Source organism: Bradyrhizobium sp. BWA-3-5, assembly GCF_032917985.1.
In the GTDB taxonomy this organism is placed as follows: domain Bacteria; phylum Pseudomonadota; class Alphaproteobacteria; order Rhizobiales; family Xanthobacteraceae; genus Bradyrhizobium.
Window position 1 is genome coordinate 363324 of record NZ_CP136626.1, and the last position, 17223, is coordinate 380546.

Here is a 17223-nt window from a genome sequence, read left to right on the forward strand (position 1 = left end):
CGTTGCCGAAACGGCTCGCAATCTACGCATAAGAAAGCGTTAACGCCATTCCCTGACGTCGACGAAGTGCCCGGCGATTGCCGCCGCCGCCGCCATTGCCGGCGACACCAGATGGGTGCGGCCCTTGAAGCCCTGGCGGCCCTCGAAATTGCGGTTCGAGGTCGAGGCGCAGCGCTCTTCCGGCTTCAGCTTGTCCGGGTTCATCGCGAGGCACATCGAGCAGCCCGGCTCGCGCCATTCGAAACCGGCCTTGATGAAGATCTTGTCGAGGCCTTCGGCTTCCGCCTGCTCCTTCACGATGCCGGAGCCCGGCACGATCATGGCGTTGACGTTGGCGTTGACGGTCTTGCCCTCGGCGATCTTCGCCGCCGCCCGCAAATCCTCGATGCGGCCGTTGGTGCAGGAGCCGATGAAAACGCGGTCGAGCTTGATGTCGGTGATCTTCGTTCCCGCCGTCAGGCCCATATATTTCAGCGCGCGATGTTTTGAGAGCCGCTTGGCCTCGTCCTCGATCTTGTCGGGGTCCGGCACGAAGCCTGATATCGAGATGACGTCCTCGGGCGAGGTGCCCCAGGTCACGATCGGCGGCAGCTTTGCTGCATCCAGCCGGATCTCGTGGTCGAAATGCGCGCCCTCATCCGAGCGCAGCTTTTCCCAGTAGCGCATCGCGGCGTCCCAGTCGGCGCCCTTCGGCGACTTTGGGCGGCCCTTCAGGAATTCGAACGCCTTCTCGTCCGGCGCGACCAGGCCGGCGCGGGCGCCGCCCTCGATCGACATGTTGCAGACCGTCATGCGGCCTTCCATCGTCAACGCGCGGATCGCATCGCCGGCATATTCCAGCACGTAGCCGGTGCCGCCCGCGGTGCCGATCTCGCCGATGATGGCGAGGATGATGTCCTTGCCGGTGACGCCGTCGGGCAATTTGCCGTCGACCACCGCGCGCATGTTTTTTGCTTTTTTCTGGATCAGCGTCTGCGTCGCCAGCACGTGCTCGACTTCAGATGTGCCGATGCCGTGCGCCAGCGCGCCGAACGCGCCATGGGTGGAGGTGTGGCTGTCACCGCAGACGATGGTGGTGCCGGGCAGCGTAAAACCCTGCTCGGGGCCGATCACGTGCACGATGCCCTGGCGCTTGTCGAACTCGTTGTAATATTCGATGCCGAATTCCTTGGCGTTTTCAGCCATCACGCGCATCTGCTCGATGCTTTCGGGATCGGGGTTCGGTTTCGAGCGGTCGGTGGTCGGGATGTTGTGATCGACGACCGCCAGCGTCTTCTCCGGCGCGTGCACCTTGCGCCCGGAGGCGCGCAAGCCTTCGAACGCCTGCGGCGAGGTCACCTCGTGCACCAGATGACGGTCGATATAGAGCAGGCAGGTGCCGTCCTCGGCTTCGTGCACCAGGTGGTCGTTCCAGATCTTGTCGTACAGCGTGGTCGGTTTGGACATGAGCATAAGCTCCAAAGAAAATTCTGTGTGATGATCAGGGCGCGGAACGCGCGCCAGCAACGGATGTTCAGCGCAGCGTCAAGCTGCGGCCGTAAGTTCCGACGTCGCCGACGTCGCGAACCGTCCGAAGAAACGGCCGGGCAGCCGCGAGCGATCGTCGATGACGATGCGCTGGGCGGTGCTGGTGCGATCTAGAACCATTCCAGTCTCATAACACATGCATCATCTAAGCGCGATATGCGTTTATTGCCACGGTCATTGCGAGCAGCGAAGCAATCCATCTGTCCCCGGGCGGAAAGGTGGATTGCTTCGCTTCGCTCGCAATGACGGAAGCCAACAAAAAAGCGCGGGGCAAAACCCCGCGCTTTTGTCGCATCCCTGTGGGGACGAAATTACTCGCCGACGGCGGCGGCGCGGTCCTGCTTCTCGACGATGCGGGCCGACTTGCCTCGCAAATTGCGCAGGTAATACAGCTTGGCGCGACGCACCTTGCCGCGGCGCACCACCTTGATCGAGTCGATCATCGGCGACAGCACCGGGAACACGCGCTCGACGCCTTCGCCGTAGGAAATCTTGCGGACGGTGAAGCTCTCGTTGAGGCCGCCGCCGGAACGACCGATGCAGACGCCTTCATAGGCCTGCACGCGGGTGCGCTCGCCTTCGACCACCTTGACGTTGACGATTACGGTGTCGCCGGGGGCGAAATCCGGAATGGTCTTGGTGGCCGACAGTTTGTCGAATTGCTCTTTCTCGAGCTGCTGAATGAGGTTCATTGAAATCTCCATCGGCGGCGCGCCCAGCCTTTCGGGGGCTGCGCAAACGTCCATCTATCCTGCGCGGGTGCGGATTTGGCGCCCGTATAAGGCATCAAGCCGCGCTTGTCACCCGTCTGTCGTGCTTTTTGTGCCTTTTTGGCCGGCCCGCGCCGCCCATAGATCCGGCCGCCGCGCCCGGGTCAGCGCCTCGGCCTCGGCCCGCCGCCAGGCCGCGACCTTGGCGTGGTCGCCGGATACAAGGATTTCTGGGATGGTTCGGCCCTCGAACGCCTGGGGACGGGTGTATTGGGGGTATTCCAGTAGTCCTTCGGAAAAGCTCTCGTCCTCCCCCGACGCCTGCTTGCCCATCACCCCCGGCAGCAGCCGCACGCAGGCATCGATCAGCGCCATCGCGGCGATTTCGCCTCCCGAAAGCACGTAATCACCGATCGAGACCTCCTGCAGGTTCCGCGCCTCGATCACCCGCTGGTCGACCCCCTCGAACCGGCCACAGACGATCATGGGCCCCGGCCCGGCGGCGAGTTCGCTGACCAGCGACTGGGTCAATGGCCGACCCCGCGGGCTCATCAGCAGACGGGGCCGGTCCTGCGCGATATCAGCAGCGTCGATCGCTCCGGCCAGAATGTCGGCGCGCAGCACCATTCCGGGGCCGCCGCCGGCCGGCGTGTCATCGACGCTGCGGTGCTTGTCGGTGGCTGACGCCCTGATGTCGCACGCCTCCAGTGCCCACACGCCAGATGCCAGCGCCTTGCCCGCGAGGCTGACGCCGAGCGGCCCGGGAAACATCTCGGGGAAGAGCGTGAGGACGGTGGCGCGCCAGATCATGTCAAACAAGCCATGTCAAACCCATCACGTGAGCGTCGGGGCTTCGTCGCCTTCGATTTCCTGCGGCAACTCGATCACCACCCGACCATTGGCCAGATCGACGGTCGGCACCACCGCATTGGTGAACGGCAATAACATGGTAGCGCCTTTGGCGGGCGCGATCTCAATGATGTCGCCGGCGCCAAAATTATGGATCGCGACCACGCGGCCGAGCGGCTCGTCGGCGGCATTGACCGCCGCAAGCCCGATCAGGTCGGCGTGGTAATATTCGTCCGCGTCGGTCTCGGGCAGCCGTTCGCGCGGGACGTAAAGCTCGAGGCCATTTAGCCGTTCGGCATCATCGCGGGTCGTGACGCCCTTCAGCGTCGCCACGAGGTGATCTTTCGCCTCGCGGACATGCATCACCTCGAACTGACGCGCGCCGTCCTTTGTCATCAGCGGGCCGTAATCTCTTACGGCCAGCGGGTCTTCGGTGAAGGTCCACAGTTTTACGGCGCCGCGCACGCCATGCGCAGCGCCGATACGTGCGACGCAAACAGGTGATGCCACCGTCGTGCGCCGCTAGAACTTACGCCTTCGCGGCGGCTTCGGCGGCCTTGCGCTCCTTGCGCGGCACGGCCTTTTCCGGGTTGTTGCGCGCCGCGCGCTTGACGACGCCGGCGGCATCGAGGAAGCGGGTCACGCGGTCAGACGGCTGCGCGCCCTTGGCGAGCCAGGACTTCACCTTGTCCATGTCGAGCTTCAGGCGGGCCTCATTGTCCTTCGGCAGCAGTGGATTGAAATAGCCGAGACGCTCGATGAAGCGGCCGTCGCGGGGAAAGCGCGAGTCGGCGACGACGACGTGATAGACCGGACGCTTCTTGGTGCCTGCGCGAGCGAGGCGGATAACGACTGACATTTAGTTCTCCTGTTGAATACGAATCTAGTGATGTGAACGATGTGAATTCTCGCTCTGTCATGCCCCGCGAAGGCGGGGCATCCAGTAGTCGCAGGCGTAAGCGATTGAACCGGAAGAGCACGGAGTACTGGATCGTCCGCCTGCGCGGACGATGACGGGCGCGTGTTGGCTAGCGATCATTTCTTCTTCCCCGGGAAGCCGCCGAGGCCCGGCAGCGTCGGTTTGCCGCTGAGGCCGGTGAGGCCCGGCACGTTGGGCAGGCCCTGGCGCAGGCCGACGGGAAGATCCTTCGGCAAATTCGGCAGGCCGCCGCCGCCCTGCATCTTGTCGGCCAGCGCCTTCATCTCTTCCGGCGAGGGCGGCTTCATGCCGCCGCCAAAGCCCATCGCCTGCGCGATGCCGGCGAGCGGGCCGCGCTTGCCCGAACCCATGGCCTTCATCATGTCGGACATGTTCCGGTGCATCTTTAAGAGCTTGTTGACCTGCTCGACATTCTGGCCGGCGCCGGCGGCGATGCGCTTCTTGCGGCTGGCCTTGAGGATATCAGGGTTCTTGCGCTCGGCCCGCGTCATCGAATCGATGATCGCGACCTGGCGTTTCAAAATCTTGTCGTCGATCCCGGCGGCGGCGATCTGGTTCTTCATCTTGGCAATGCCGGGCATCATGCCCATCAGGCCGCTGATGCCGCCCATGTTCGCCATCTGCAGCAACTGCTCGCGCATGTCGTTGAGGTCGAACTGGCCCTTGCGCATCCGCTCGGCGGTGCGCGCGGCCTTTTCGGCGTCGATATTCGCCGCGGCGCGTTCGACCAGCGACACCACGTCGCCCATGCCGAGGATGCGGCCGGCGATGCGGGAGGGATGGAAATCTTCCAGCGCGTCGGTCTTTTCGCCTGTGCCGATCAGCTTGATCGGCTTTCCCGTGACCGCGCGCATCGATAGCGCGGCGCCGCCGCGGCCGTCGCCGTCGACGCGCGTCAGCACGATGCCGGTGAGGCCGACGCGCTGATCGAAGGCGCGCGCCAGGTTGACCGCGTCCTGGCCGGTCAGGGAGTCCGCGACCAGCAGCACTTCATGCGGATTGGCGGCTTGCTTGATCTCGGCCGCCTCGCTCATCATCTCTTCGTCGAGCGTGGTGCGGCCGGCGGTGTCGAGCAGCACGACGTCGTAGCCGCCGAGCTTGCCGGCCTCCAACGCGCGCTTGGCGATCTGCGCCGGCTTCTGGCCGGCGACGATCGGCAGCGTCGGGATGTCGAGGTCGCGCCCCAGCACGGCGAGTTGCTCCATCGCCGCCGGGCGGTAGATGTCGAGCGAAGCCATCAGCACCTTGCGCTTGTCGCGCTGGACCATGCGGCGGGCGAGTTTTGCGGTCGTCGTGGTTTTGCCGGAGCCCTGCAAACCGACCATCATGATCGCAACCGGCGGCACCGCATTGATGTCGATGGTCTGGCCGTCGGCGCCGAGGGTCGCGACCAGCTCGTCATGGACGATCTTGACCACCATCTGGCCTGGTGTGACCGACTTGACGACGGTGGCACCGACCGCCTGTTCGCGGACGCGCTCGGTAAAGCTTCTCACGACCTCGAGCGCAACATCGGCCTCGAGCAGCGCGCGGCGCACCTCGCGCATCGCGGCGTCGACGTCCTTTTCGGTCAGCGCACCGCGCCCCGTCAGACGATCGAGAATCCCACCAAGCCGTTCCGACAGATTGTCGAACAATGCCGTTGTCCTTTGTCCTGCCTTTGCAGGCGCTGCATCTCACCACCGTCATACCCCGCGAAGGCGGGGTATCCAGTACGCCGCGGCTGCTCGGTTCCAGCCGAGCGGCCTCTGGGATACTGGATCACCCGCCTTCGCGGGTGATGACGAACTAGATATGTCTTGGCAGAACCCGCCAAAACGATCGTCCAAACACCTTCGCGCCCGAGGGCGCATCGCGCTGTCGGGCGTTGGCCTCCGGTCTCAAGGGCCGGGCGGCGGGTCGAAAAGAACGTCTTTTCGAGAAAGTGCCGGGGTTAAACGCCGGGAAGGTGCGAAAGTCAAGGAGAAACTCGGCAGAAATGAGCCGGCCACCTCAGTAAGCCCTTGGAAATATTGTGGTTCTAGAGAGTGATGCGATCGGCGTTCGGCCGCAGGTTCCAAGTTGAACCGGCAAACGCCATATAACGCCCATGTCGTCAGCTCTCTCCCCTTCGTGACAACAGTGCCCATCACCCGCCGCCGTATTCTCGGAGTACTCGCCGGCGCGGCCGTGGCCGTCGGCGTGCCTTCGATCTGGATTAGCAATATGAAAACCTATGACGGCCCCATCTCGGATCATTTCGACGGCACGCGCTTCTTCGATCCGGACGGCGTGCCGCCGAAATCGCTCGCCGAGGTGCTGCGCTGGCAGTTTGGCGGCGACCGCAAGCGCGCGGAATGGCCGGACTGGGTGCCGAACGCCCATAGCGATACGCCGCCGCCGCGGGTTTCGGGCGACAAGGTGCGGCTGTCCTTTGTCGGCCACGTCTCCTGGCTGATCCAGACCCGCGATCTCAACATTCTCGTCGATCCCGTCTGGTCGCTGCGGGCCTCGCCGTTTTCCCTTGTCGGGCCGAAGCGCCATAACGACCCCGGCATTGCGTTCGAGGCGCTGCCCAAGATCGACGTCGTGCTGGTCAGCCACGGCCATTACGACCATCTCGACATCGCGACGCTCTCGAAGCTGACGGAAAAGTTCTCGCCGCGCGTGATCACGCCGCTCGGCAACGATGTCACCATGCGCGACTCGGATTCGGCGATTAAAGCCGAAGGCTTCGATTGGCAGGACCGCGTCGAGCTCGGCAACGGCATCGCAGTCACGTTGGTTCCGACGCGACACTGGTCAGCCCGCGGCCTGTTCGACCGCAACAAGGCGCTATGGGCGAGTTTTGTGCTGGAGACGCCGCAGGGCAAGCTCTACATCGTCTGCGATTCCGGCTATGGCGAGGGCAAGCACTTTCGCCGCGTGGCCGAGAAGCACGGCCCGCTGCGGCTGGCGATCCTCCCCATTGGCGCCTACGAGCCGCGCTGGTTCATGAAGGACCAGCACATGAATCCGGCTGATGCGGTGAAGGCGTTCGCCGATTGCGGCGCGCAGGAAGCGCTGGCGCATCACCACGGCACGTTCCAGCTCACCGACGAGGCGATCGACGCGCCCGTCAACGCGCTAGCCGATGCGTTGAAGGCAGCGAAGATCCCGCCGGAGCGGTTCGCGGCGCTGAAGCCCGGGCAGGTGGTGGAGATTTAGCGTCTCGTCGTCTCTCCCTCGTGCCCCGGACGCAGCGCAGCGCGAAGCGAAGCGCTGCAGAGCCGGGGCCCATCGCGCAGCAAACAATCCTGAAAGTGAGTGGGTCCCGGCTCTGCGGCGCCGCGTTGCACGCTGCGCCGCGTCCGGGACACGGGGGAGCGAGACTATTCCTTCGGCTTGATCGACCAGGATACGCTGACCGTCACCGACAGCGTTTCTTCGCCCGGCGCCACCTGCGCGCCGGCGGCCATGGGCGCCGCCACCTTGCTGCGGAACACCGGCGTCGGCGCGCCCTCTTCGGAAATGCTGATGGGCTCGCCGAGCGTGACGCCGGCCGCCTTGGCATAAATCTCGGCCTTGCGGCGGGCGTCCGCGATTGCCTTCTCGCGGGCCTCGTCGAGATGTTTCGATGCCTGCGTCACACTGAAATTGATCCCGCCAATGTCGTTGGCGCCGGCGCCGACCAGCACGTCGATCACGTTGGCGACCTTGGTCACGTCGCGCATCCTGACCGTGACGCGGTTGCTGGCGCGGAAGCTGATGATGCCCGGGGGACGTTCGGCGGCCTTCGACGGGGCGGCAAATTGCGGCTGCAGCGACAGCCGCGAGGTCTGGTAGTCCTTCTCCTCGATGCCGGCGCCCTTGAGCGCCAGCAGCACCTTGCCCATGGCGGCGTTGATGGCATCGGAGGCCTCGCGCGCGGTCTTGGCGTCCGAGGTCACGCCGGCGTCGATCTGGGCTTGGTCGGGCGCCACCGAGACATTCGCCTCGCCGGTCACGGAAATCGCCGGCGGCGGCATCGTCTGCGCGAGCGAGGGCATGGCCAGCAGCGTGGCGGCAATCGCGAGGCCGAACCTACCCTTCATGCCGGTCACCTCAAGGGCACGTAGACATTGATCACCAGCTTGTCCTCCGCCGTCTTCAGCGGGTTGGTGATGTATTCCTCGATGAAGGTGTCCTTGGCTTCCAGCTTCTTGTCGTCGAGGTGGTTGGTGATCGCCTCATAGGTGTTGTCCATGTTGTCGTAGGAGCCGCGATGTACGAACTTCAGCGCCTTGCCCTCGGGCGATTTGCCCATGCTCATGTCCTTGGTCAGGTTCTTGACGTCCTGATCGACCGGAATCTGGGCGAGGAATGTGAAGCCGGTATCGTCAGTCGAGGTGTAGACGATCATCGAGTTGCCCGTGGCCTTGATGCCTTGCTTGTCGAGCAGGGCGGTCAGGGCCTTGAACGAATCGATCAGCGTGTCGAACGCGGCATCCCAATTGGCGGTGCCCTTCATGATCACCACTTTCTTGGGTTCGAGCGTGAACTCTTCGCCAAAGGGGTCGGCGGTCTGGATATTGGGGGCGGGCGGCGGCGGCGCGGGTGGCGGGGCTTTCTCGGCCGTGGGCGCGTCCGCCGGGGACTTGGTCTCGGCCGGCGGCGGGACTGGCACCGCGGATGGTGCGGGGCTCGGCGTTGCCGACGGGCTTGCGGTGGGGGAGGCCGAGGGCGCCGGCGATTGCGCCAGCACGGTGTTACCGGGTCCGATCACGACCATGGGGAGCGCGACCAGGGCCGCGCGAAAAGTGCTGATTAGGTTCATTTCCAGGTATTCTCCATCCCACCCACGGCGGCCGCGGCATTGTCCCGCCCCACGCCCGCCAGGACGCTGCTATTCCTAACACGCCAGGCGCGCTTTCGTCCCATGACAGATGCGTCATAGGCCCCTGCCGCCCCGACGTACTAGGCAATCGGCCATCATTCGCCATATAAGGCAGGCATAAATTGGGAAATTCCATGAGCGCGCTGGCCAACCATACGTTTGCCAAGATGAACGGTATCGGCAACGAGATCGTCGTCGTCGACATGCGCGATTCGAAGGGCGCCGTGACGCCGGAAGATGCACGGGCGGTGGCCTCGCCCGCGGGCGCTCCCTATGACCAGTTAATGGTATTGCTGCCGCCGCGGCTACAGGGCACCGAGGCCTTCATCCGCATCTACAACAATGACGGCTCGGAAGCCGGCGCGTGCGGCAACGGCATGCGCTGCGTGGTGCGACGCCTGTTCGAAAAGACCGGCCAGACCTCGGTGACCTTCGAGACCCGCGCGGGCCTGTTGAACTGCTGGCAAGGCCCGGCGCCTGATCTCTACACCGTCGATATGGGTGCGCCGAAGTTCGGCTGGCAGGATATTCCGCTGGCGGAAGAGTTTCGCGACACCCGCTATATCGAGCTGCAGGTCGGGCCGATCGACGCGCCGGTGCTGCATTCGCCCTCGGTGGTCTCGATGGGTAATCCGCACGCGATCTTCTGGGTCGACGACGTCAATGCCTACGATCTCGAACGCTTCGGGCCGCTTTTGGAAAATCACCCGATCTTCCCGGATCGCGCCAACATCACGCTCGCCCATATCGTCGATCGCGGCCACATCACGATCCGCACCTGGGAGCGGGGCGCCGGATTGACCCGGGCGTGCGGTTCCGCCGCCTGCGCGACTGCGGTCGCCGCGGCACGGCTGAAGCGCACCAAGCGCAACGTCGAAATCACGCTGCCCGGCGGCAAGCTCGGCATCGAGTGGCGCGAGCGTGACGACCACGTGCTGATGACCGGCACCGCTGATTTCGAGTATGAGGGCCGCTTCGATCCTGCGCTGTTCGCCAGCGTCGCGTAAGGATGAGCGTCGACATCATCACGTTCGGCTGCCGTCTCAACGCCTTCGAATCCGAGGTGATCGCCCGCGAGGCGGAGCGCGCCGGCCTCTCCGATACCGTTGTCGTCAATAGCTGCGCCGTCACCAACGAGGCGGTGGCGCAGGCGCGGCAGTCGATCCGTCGGCTTAAGCGCGAGCGGCCGAACTCACGCATCGTCGTCACCGGCTGCGCGGCGCAGACGCAAGCAAAAATGTTTGCCGACATGGTCGAGGTCGACCGCGTGGTCGGCAATGACGAGAAGATGCGCGGCGAGGCCTGGCGCGCCACGCGCGCGGCATTCGATCCCGGTTTCGGCATCGAGTCCAGCGAGAAGATCGCGGTCGCTGACATCATGGCGGTCAAGGAGATGGCGCCGCATCTGCTCGACGGCTTCAAGGCCGGCCTGCCGCGCGTCTTCGTGCAGGTGCAGAACGGCTGCGACCACCGCTGCACCTTCTGCATCATCCCTTACGGCCGCGGCAATTCGCGCTCGGTGCCGATGGGCGCGGTGGTCGAGCAGGTGCAGGCGCTGACCGAGCGCGGCCATGCCGAGATCGTGCTGACCGGCGTCGATCTCACGAGCTACGGCGCGGATCTGCCGGGCACGCCGAAGCTGGGCCAACTGACAAAGCAGATTCTGCGGCATGTGCCGGAGCTGAAACGCCTGCGGATTTCGTCGATCGATTCCATCGAGGTCGATCGCGACCTGCTCGACGTCATTGCGAACGATGAGCGGCTGATGCCGCATCTGCATCTGTCGCTGCAGTCCGGCGACGACATGATCCTGAAGCGGATGAAGCGGCGGCATTCGCGGCAGGACGCGATCGAATTCTGCGCCCAGGTGCGGCGGCTTCGCCCGGACATCAGCTTCGGCGCCGACATCATTGCGGGCTTCCCGACCGAGACCGAGGAAATGTTCGCGCGTTCGCTGGACCTCGTGGAGGAATGCGATCTCACCTTTCTGCATGTGTTTCCCTATTCCAAGCGCCCGGGCACGCCGGCCGCGCGAATGCCGCAGGTGGCAGGTGAGGCGATCAAGAGCCGCGCGAAGCGGCTGCGGGACGGAGGAGAGGCCGCGCTGCGACGGCGCCTTGCGGCAGAGGTCGGTTCAACGCGTCAGGTGCTGATCGAGAGCGCGACGCAAGGGCGCACCGAGCATTTCCTGCCGGTGGCGACATCAGGCGAAAAACCGGGTGCGGTGTTGCCGCTGGCGATCAAGGGCCATGACGGCGCGCGTCTGATGGTGTGAGGTTGTCGCCTCACATTGGCTGTCATCGCCCGGCCTTGTGCGCAATTGCGCACTGGGACCGGGCGACCCAGTACGCCGCGGCTTCTCGGTTGAACTCTGACGTCTCTGGAATACTGGATCATCCGCCTTCGCGGATGATGACAGCGTGTGTTGAGGTGCTGACGGTGGCTAAACCGTCACTCCCCATTCCACCCGCACTTCCTCAGCCGCTCCCGCATGTGCGACGGCGCCGGCGCTGTCACGCGCACCGGGTCCTTGTTCTTCGAGATCGGAATCACGATCTCGCGGGAGTGCAGATGCAGGATCGGCTCGCCGAATCTTGGCCCGTTGCCGTAGATGTTGTCACCGACGATCGGCCAGCCCGTCGCCGACGTATGCACGCGGAGTTGATGGGTGCGCCCGGTGACCGGCTCCAGCGCCAGCCAGGCGAGGCCGTCGCCACGGCCGCAGACCTTCCATGTCGTGACGGCTTTCTGGCCCTCCGGGTCCGGCTTCTGCCACCAGCCGCGCTCGGCGTTCAGCCGGCCCAGCGGCATATCGATGGTGCCTTCGTCCTCGGCGGGGCCGCCCTCGACCACGGCCCAGTAGGTCTTGCCGACCTTGCCGTGCTTGAACAACAGGCCAAGCGAGGCGGTCGCCTTGCGGTGACGTCCGAGCACGAGGCAGCCGGAGGTATCCTTGTCGAGCCGATGGGCCAGCACCGGCGGCCGTGGCAGGCCGAACCGCAGGGCGTCGAACGACGCCTCCAGATTGGCGCCGCCCTTGGGGCCGCGATGCACGGGAAGGCCGGCCGGCTTGTCGATGACAAGCATCAAGCCGTCGCGATGGAGCACGCGGGCCTGGATTTCCTCCGCCGTTAAGCCCGGGACATCAAAAGCTGCCGTGGACTCTCCGGGAACATCGAAGGACAATCCGGGAACAACGATAGGTCTGTTGTGACTTCCGCTCATGGCGCGAAACCGCTAACACGTCCCTGACATGAGCGATACCACTCCCGGAACTCCAAAACAGAGCTGGTGGCGGCGGCTTTCGAGCGGCCTGAAGCGCACGTCCAGCGCGCTCGGAACGGCCGTTGCCGATCTCGTCATCAAGCGCAAGCTCGACCGCGCCATGCTCGACGACATCGAGGACGTGCTGCTGCGCGCCGATCTCGGCACCACGGTTGCGGTCCGGATCGCGGACGCGGTCGGCGCCGGCCGTTATGACAAGGCGATTTCGGCGGATGAAGTGAAGGCCGTCGTCGCCAGCGAGGTCGAGAAGGTGCTGGCGCCGGTGGCGCAGCCGCTTGCGATCGACGCGGCACAGAAGCCGTTCGTGGTTCTCGTGGTCGGCGTCAACGGCTCCGGCAAGACCACGACGATCGGCAAGCTGGCCGCGAAATTTTCCGCCGAGGGCCGCAAGGTGATGCTGGCGGCCGGCGATACGTTTCGCGCTGCCGCGATCGAGCAGCTCAAGGTCTGGGGCGAGCGCACCAGATCGCCGGTGGTCGCGGGCGCACAGGGCTCGGATTCCGCGAGCCTTGCCTTCAATGCGCTGAGCACGGCGAAGGAGCAGAAGCTCGACGTGCTGCTGGTCGATACCGCCGGCCGCCTGCAGAACAAGGCCGAACTGATGAACGAATTGGAGAAGGTGGTTCGCGTCATCAAGAAGGTCGATGCATCGGCCCCGCATGCGGTGCTGCTCGTGCTCGACGCCACCGTGGGACAAAATGCGCTGTCGCAGGTCGAGGCGTTTCATCGTACCGCTGGCGTCACCGGTCTCGTGATGACCAAGCTCGACGGTACGGCGCGCGGCGGCATCCTGGTGGCGCTGGCGGAGAAGTTCAAGCTGCCGGTGCACTTCATCGGCGTCGGCGAAGGCGTCGACGACCTCGCGCCGTTCACCGCACGGGACTTTGCCAACGCGATCGCAGGAATCGAAAGTTAAGCATGGACAAGAACCAGCCGCATCCGCTGTTCAAGCTTGCGACCGAGCTCGGCCCGCTCATCGTGTTCTTCTTCGCCAACGCCAAGTTCAACCTGTTCGTTGCGACCGGCGCCTTCATGGTGGCGATCGTGGCCGCGATGATCGCCTCCTATGTCGTGGTGCGGCACGTGCCCATGATGGCGATCGTCACCGCCGTGATCGTGCTGGTCTTCGGCACCCTGACGCTGGTGCTGCATGACGAGACCTTCATCAAGATCAAGCCGACGATGGTTTACGGCCTGTTTGCGGCGATCCTCGGCGGCGGCTTGCTGTTCGGCCGCTCCTTCATCGCGATCCTGTTCAACCAGATGTTCAACCTGACTCCGAAGGGCTGGCGCATCCTGACCGCGCGCTGGGCGCTGTTTTTCCTGGCGATGGCGGTGCTGAACGAAATCATCTGGCGCACGCAGTCGACCGATTTCTGGGTCAATTTCAAGGTGTTCGGCGCGGTCCCGATCACGATGGTGTTTGCGATTGCCCAGATGCCGCTGATGAAGCGCTATCACGTGGAGCCGGCCACGCTCGAGGCGAGCGAGGCCGAAGCCGGGGATGTGAGCAAGGGGTGATCTTCTCCCTCTCCCGCCTGCGGGGGAGGGCCGGGGTGGGGGTGTCTCCGCGGGCGACACTGCCCGCGTGGAGAGAGTCCCCACCCGCCGCGCTCTCACGAGCGCGTTGACCTCCCCCGCAAGCGGGAGAGGTCAACAAGACCGCCTCAGCTCTTCTGTTTGGCGATGATCTTGTCCTTGATCTTGTCGTAGGTCGCCTGCGGCACGATGCTCTTTTGCACCAGCTCGTCCTTGCCCTTGTACGGGCGGCCCGCGATGATCTTCGCCGAATAGGCCTTGCCGACGCCCGGCAGCGCATCGAGCTGATCGGCGGTGGCCGAGTTGATGTCGAGCAGCTCGGCCTTCGGCGCCGGCGCCATCTTCGACTCCGAGGCCTTCGGCGCGGGAGCCATCTTGCTGTCGGACTTGGTGGCCGGCTGCGCGGTCTGGGCCATCGACGGCGTTGCCGTCATGAGGCCGAGCGTGAGCGCGGTGGCGAGAAGAGAAGCGAGCGTGAAATGACGCATGGGGTGTCCCTCCCAGGACGGTTCAAGTAACCCCATAAAGCTAGCTGCGAATTCGTGGCGGCGCCATGGCTGTAAAATGAACGGCAGATAAAACCGGAAGAATATTTGAATCTCATTCTACGTCGTCACTTCAACGCCTTCTCGATCTCGACCTTGAGCACGCTGTCGAGATTGGCAGGGGTCACCGGCCCGACCAGCTTGTAGCGGATGGTGCCGTCGCGGCCGACCACGAAGGTTTCGGGCACGCCATAGACGCCCCATTCGATCGAGGCCCGGCCATTGCTGTCGACGCCGACCGCTGCAAACGGGTTGCCGTAGCGGCCGAGGAAGCGGCGGGCGTTGTCGGGCGAGTCCTTGTAGTTGATGCCGACGATCTGCAGCCGCGTGTCCTTTGCGAGCGCGGTCAATAGCGGCGCCTCGTCGTGGCACGGCACGCACCAGGACGCCCAAACATTGACGACGGAAACCCTGCCCTTGAACACGCCGGGGTCGAGCCCGGGGATTGGTGCGCCGTTATGGACGAGGCCTTCCAGCGCCGGCAGCGTGGTCTGCGGCGCCGGGCGGCCGATCAGCGCAGAGGGAATCCTGGAAGGATCGCCGCCGTAAAGACGCAGCAGGAACAGCGCGGCGACGGCGAGGAAACCGAACAGCGGCAACGCCACAAGCCAGCGCCGGCTGCGTGTTTGGCTTTCCGATGTTGCGGGCGTGCTCATCAGATTTCGGTTGCCTGGCGGCCGGAGCGCCTGACGATGCCGGAGGACTCGAGGTCGCGCAGGCGCTGTTTTTGGTTGCGGTAATCGACGCTGATCCAGACGATTAGGAGCAGCACGATCGCCGCCACCAATGCGTAGGACGTCACGATAAACGAGGCATAGGGGCCGAGCGACATCGTCTTACGCCGCCTGCTGGCTGGCTTGCATCATCTGCAAGCTGCGCACCCGCCGGCGCAGGATCTCGTTGCGCATCGCCGCGATATGCAGCGTCACGAACAACAGCGAGAAGCCGACCGCCATCACGAGCAAGGGAATCAGGAACGCCTTGTCGAGCGAGGTGCCGCCCATGCGCATCACCGATGCCGGCTGGTGCAGCGTGTTCCACCAGTCGACCGAAAACTTGATGATCGGCAGATTGAGCGCGCCGACCAGCGTCAGCACCGCGGCGGCGCGCGCCGCCCGCGATGGGTCATCGACCGCGCGCCACAGCGCCATCAGGCCGAGATACATCAGGAACAGGATCAGCACCGAGGTCAGCCGCGCATCCCATTCCCAATAGGTGCCCCACATCGGTCGGCCCCACAGCGATCCCGTGACCAGCGCGAGAAAGGTGAAGGCCGCGCCGATCGGCGCCGCCGCCTTGGCCGCGACATCGGCGAGCGGATGCCGCCACACCAGCGTGCCCAGCGCCGCAAGGCTCATCACGCCCCAGACGAACATCGAAAGCCAGGCATTCGGCACGTGGATGAACATGATCTTCACGGTGGCGCCCTGCTGATAGTCGTCGGGCGCCGTTGCCGCCTGATACAGGCCGATCAGCAGCAGGATCGCGGTCGCGCCCGCCAGCCACGGCAGCACGCGCGCCGTCAGCGACAGGAATTTGGTCGGATTGGCGAGGTCGATCAGCGTCATGGCATCCTGATAGTCGTCAAGCGCAGGGCAGGCAATGCGACATGGTTTGTTTCATATTGCCTCCGCGAGAGTTGATCGGCGTCAAATCTGTCAGTCCAGGCCGTGCCGCAGGCTGGCCGCCGCGGCGAACGGCCCGACCACGAGACTGACCAGCGATAGCGCGCACAGAATCGAGAACGGTGTTCCAAACGACAAAGGCCCCGTGATTGCGGCCTGCGACGCTGCAACCCCGAAGATCAGCACCGGGATCGAGAGCGGCAGCACCAGCACCGCCAGCAAGAGGCCGCCGCGGTGCAGCGTCACGGCCAGCGCCGCGCCGATCATCCCGGTAAACGTCAGCGCCGGCGTTCCCACCAGCAGCGTCAGCGCCACCGCCGACGTTGCGGTGACATCAAGATTGAGCAACAGCCCGAGCGCAGGTGTTGCCGCGATCAGCGGCACGCCGGCGGCGAGCCAGTGCGCCAGCGCCTTCGCGGCGCAGGCGAGTTCCAGCGGCGTCCGCCCCATCACGATCAGGTCGAGCGAGCCATCCTCGTGGTCGGCGGTGAACAGGCGATCCAGCGTCAGCAGGCTGGCGAGCAGGGCGCCGAGCCAGAGGATCGCGGGTCCAAGCCGGGCCAGCAGCGGCAGGTCGGGCCCGATCGCGAACGGCATCAGCACGGTCACGGTCAGGAAGAACAGCACTCCGATCAGTGCCCCGCCGCCGACGCGGAGCGCGATCCTGACGTCCCGGCGAATCAGCGCGGCGAGGGCGGTCATGTGGCGCCCCCCATCCGCAGTTCCTGCGCTTCGATCCCGAGAGGCGTATGCGTCGCAGCGATGATGATTCCGCCGCCGGCGAGATGGTCGCGCATGACGCCGACGAACAGGCTCTGGCCGGCGATATCGAGCGCCGAGGTCGGCTCGTCCAAAAGCCAGACCGGCCGGCGCACCACAAGCAGGCGCGCAATCGACAGCCGCCGCCGCTGGCCGGCCGAAAGATAGGCCGCCGGCAGGTGCGCAGCGTGGCCAAGCCCGACTGCGGCGAGGCATTGGTCGACGTCCCCGGCCTTGCCGCCGAGAAAATCCCGCCAGAACGACAGGTTCTCATGCACGCTCAGCGCCGGTTTCAGCGCGTCGCGGTGGCCGAGATAATGCGACTGTTCCGGCAAGGTCAGTTCGGCCTCGCCGCCTTCCAGTTCGACCGAGCCGCCCGCCGGTGCCAGCAGGCCGGCCAGGAGGCGCAGCAGCGAGGTCTTGCCGGCGCCGTTGGGGCCGACCACGGCCAGCACCTCGCCGGACGAGGCCTCGAAACCGAGGCCGGAGAACACCCGGCGGCCTCCCCTGATGCAGTCGATCTGGCGTCCCGAGAGCCGCATTTTACGTCGTCACAGCCCTCTGAATTTGATGGGTACCGCGTCAGAATTTGTGGGTACCGCATTGCTGC

The 17223-nt window shown here is 65.0% G+C and carries 21 protein-coding genes; 5 read left to right on the top strand and 16 right to left on the bottom strand.

The genetic code is table 11. The features are described from left to right. Positions 1–39 precede the first annotated feature (39 nt). The 7 genes from leuC to ffh form a co-directional block, all read right to left on the bottom strand. A complete protein-coding gene (gene leuC, locus RX331_RS01745; protein ID WP_317254954.1) occupies positions 40–1446 on the bottom strand; it encodes a 3-isopropylmalate dehydratase large subunit in 1407 nt (468 codons plus the stop codon). Between the two features lie 78 nt (positions 1447–1524). Continuing rightward, a complete protein-coding gene (locus tag RX331_RS01750; protein ID WP_317254955.1) occupies positions 1525–1647 on the bottom strand; it encodes a hypothetical protein in 123 nt (40 codons plus the stop codon). A gap of 191 nt (positions 1648–1838) precedes the next feature. Next, positions 1839–2219 carry a 50S ribosomal protein L19 gene (gene rplS / locus RX331_RS01755; protein WP_317254956.1) on the bottom strand — a complete coding sequence of 127 codons (381 nt, stop codon included), beginning with the start codon at positions 2217–2219 and terminating at the stop codon, positions 1839–1841. Between the two features lie 108 nt (positions 2220–2327). Continuing rightward, positions 2328–3047, bottom strand: coding sequence for a tRNA (guanosine(37)-N1)-methyltransferase TrmD (trmD, locus tag RX331_RS01760; protein WP_317258358.1), 720 nt, complete (start codon positions 3045–3047; stop codon positions 2328–2330). Positions 3048–3071: 24 nt separating this feature from the next. Then, complete coding sequence (gene rimM / locus RX331_RS01765) at positions 3072–3596, bottom strand: ribosome maturation factor RimM (protein WP_317254957.1); 525 nt, start codon at positions 3594–3596, stop codon at positions 3072–3074. 19 nt (positions 3597–3615) lie between these two features. Next, on the bottom strand, positions 3616–3945 hold the full coding sequence (gene rpsP, locus RX331_RS01770; protein WP_317254958.1) for a 30S ribosomal protein S16: 330 nt from the start codon (positions 3943–3945) through the stop codon (positions 3616–3618). Positions 3946–4121: 176 nt separating this feature from the next. Further along, entirely contained in the window at positions 4122–5663 is a 1542-nt protein-coding gene (gene ffh, locus RX331_RS01775) for a signal recognition particle protein (RefSeq protein ID WP_317254959.1), read from the bottom strand. A 484-nt stretch (positions 5664–6147) separates the two neighbouring features. Between ffh and RX331_RS01780 the strand changes: the two genes are divergently transcribed. Continuing rightward, entirely contained in the window at positions 6148–7212 is a 1065-nt protein-coding gene (locus RX331_RS01780) for an MBL fold metallo-hydrolase (protein ID WP_410708084.1), read from the top strand. Positions 7213–7376: 164 nt separating this feature from the next. On the opposite strand, the gene RX331_RS01785 is transcribed toward RX331_RS01780, so the two are convergent. Together RX331_RS01785 and RX331_RS01790 are read right to left on the bottom strand one after the other, a co-directional pair. Continuing rightward, the gene (locus RX331_RS01785; RefSeq protein ID WP_317254961.1) at positions 7377–8078 is read right to left on the bottom strand and encodes an SIMPL domain-containing protein; all 702 of its coding nucleotides are present in this window, start codon (positions 8076–8078) and stop codon (positions 7377–7379) included. A 5-nt stretch (positions 8079–8083) separates the two neighbouring features. Then, entirely contained in the window at positions 8084–8800 is a 717-nt protein-coding gene (locus RX331_RS01790) for a GyrI-like domain-containing protein (RefSeq protein WP_317254962.1), read from the bottom strand. Between the two features lie 194 nt (positions 8801–8994). Between RX331_RS01790 and dapF the strand changes: the two genes are divergently transcribed. Together dapF and mtaB are read left to right on the top strand one after the other, a co-directional pair. Further along, a complete protein-coding gene (gene dapF, locus RX331_RS01795) occupies positions 8995–9867 on the top strand; it encodes a diaminopimelate epimerase (RefSeq protein ID WP_317254963.1) in 873 nt (290 codons plus the stop codon). Positions 9868–9869: 2 nt separating this feature from the next. Continuing rightward, the gene (gene mtaB / locus RX331_RS01800; RefSeq protein WP_317254964.1) at positions 9870–11135 is read left to right on the top strand and encodes a tRNA (N(6)-L-threonylcarbamoyladenosine(37)-C(2))-methylthiotransferase MtaB; all 1266 of its coding nucleotides are present in this window, start codon (positions 9870–9872) and stop codon (positions 11133–11135) included. A gap of 176 nt (positions 11136–11311) precedes the next feature. On the opposite strand, the gene RX331_RS01805 is transcribed toward mtaB, so the two are convergent. Continuing rightward, the gene (locus RX331_RS01805) at positions 11312–11947 is read right to left on the bottom strand and encodes an RNA pseudouridine synthase (protein ID WP_317258359.1); all 636 of its coding nucleotides are present in this window, start codon (positions 11945–11947) and stop codon (positions 11312–11314) included. Between the two features lie 166 nt (positions 11948–12113). Between RX331_RS01805 and ftsY the strand changes: the two genes are divergently transcribed. Both ftsY and RX331_RS01815 read left to right on the top strand, forming a co-directional pair. After that, positions 12114–13061: a signal recognition particle-docking protein FtsY gene (gene ftsY / locus RX331_RS01810; RefSeq protein ID WP_317254965.1), complete on the top strand. Its 948-nt coding sequence runs from the start codon at positions 12114–12116 to the stop codon at positions 13059–13061. A gap of 2 nt (positions 13062–13063) precedes the next feature. Next, on the top strand, positions 13064–13666 hold the full coding sequence (locus RX331_RS01815; RefSeq protein WP_317254966.1) for a septation protein A: 603 nt from the start codon (positions 13064–13066) through the stop codon (positions 13664–13666). Between the two features lie 146 nt (positions 13667–13812). Here the strand turns inward: RX331_RS01815 and RX331_RS01820 are convergent, their stop codons facing one another. From RX331_RS01820 to ccmA, 6 genes are all read right to left on the bottom strand, one after another. Continuing rightward, positions 13813–14172 carry a ComEA family DNA-binding protein gene (locus RX331_RS01820; RefSeq protein WP_317254967.1) on the bottom strand — a complete coding sequence of 120 codons (360 nt, stop codon included), beginning with the start codon at positions 14170–14172 and terminating at the stop codon, positions 13813–13815. 125 nt (positions 14173–14297) lie between these two features. Next, positions 14298–14885: a DsbE family thiol:disulfide interchange protein gene (locus RX331_RS01825; protein WP_317254968.1), complete on the bottom strand. Its 588-nt coding sequence runs from the start codon at positions 14883–14885 to the stop codon at positions 14298–14300. Next, complete coding sequence (ccmD, locus tag RX331_RS01830) at positions 14885–15061, bottom strand: heme exporter protein CcmD (RefSeq protein WP_317254969.1); 177 nt, start codon at positions 15059–15061, stop codon at positions 14885–14887. The genes RX331_RS01825 and ccmD overlap by 1 nt, the downstream gene beginning before the upstream one ends. Positions 15062–15065: 4 nt before the next feature. Next, positions 15066–15797, bottom strand: a complete 732-nt coding sequence (locus tag RX331_RS01835; protein WP_317254970.1) for a heme ABC transporter permease — start codon at positions 15795–15797, stop codon at positions 15066–15068. 90 nt (positions 15798–15887) lie between these two features. Continuing rightward, positions 15888–16556, bottom strand: a complete 669-nt coding sequence (gene ccmB, locus RX331_RS01840) for a heme exporter protein CcmB (protein ID WP_317254971.1) — start codon at positions 16554–16556, stop codon at positions 15888–15890. Then, complete coding sequence (gene ccmA / locus RX331_RS01845) at positions 16553–17155, bottom strand: heme ABC exporter ATP-binding protein CcmA (protein WP_317254972.1); 603 nt, start codon at positions 17153–17155, stop codon at positions 16553–16555. The genes ccmB and ccmA overlap by 4 nt, the downstream gene beginning before the upstream one ends. Between the last annotated feature and the right edge of the window lie 68 nt (positions 17156–17223).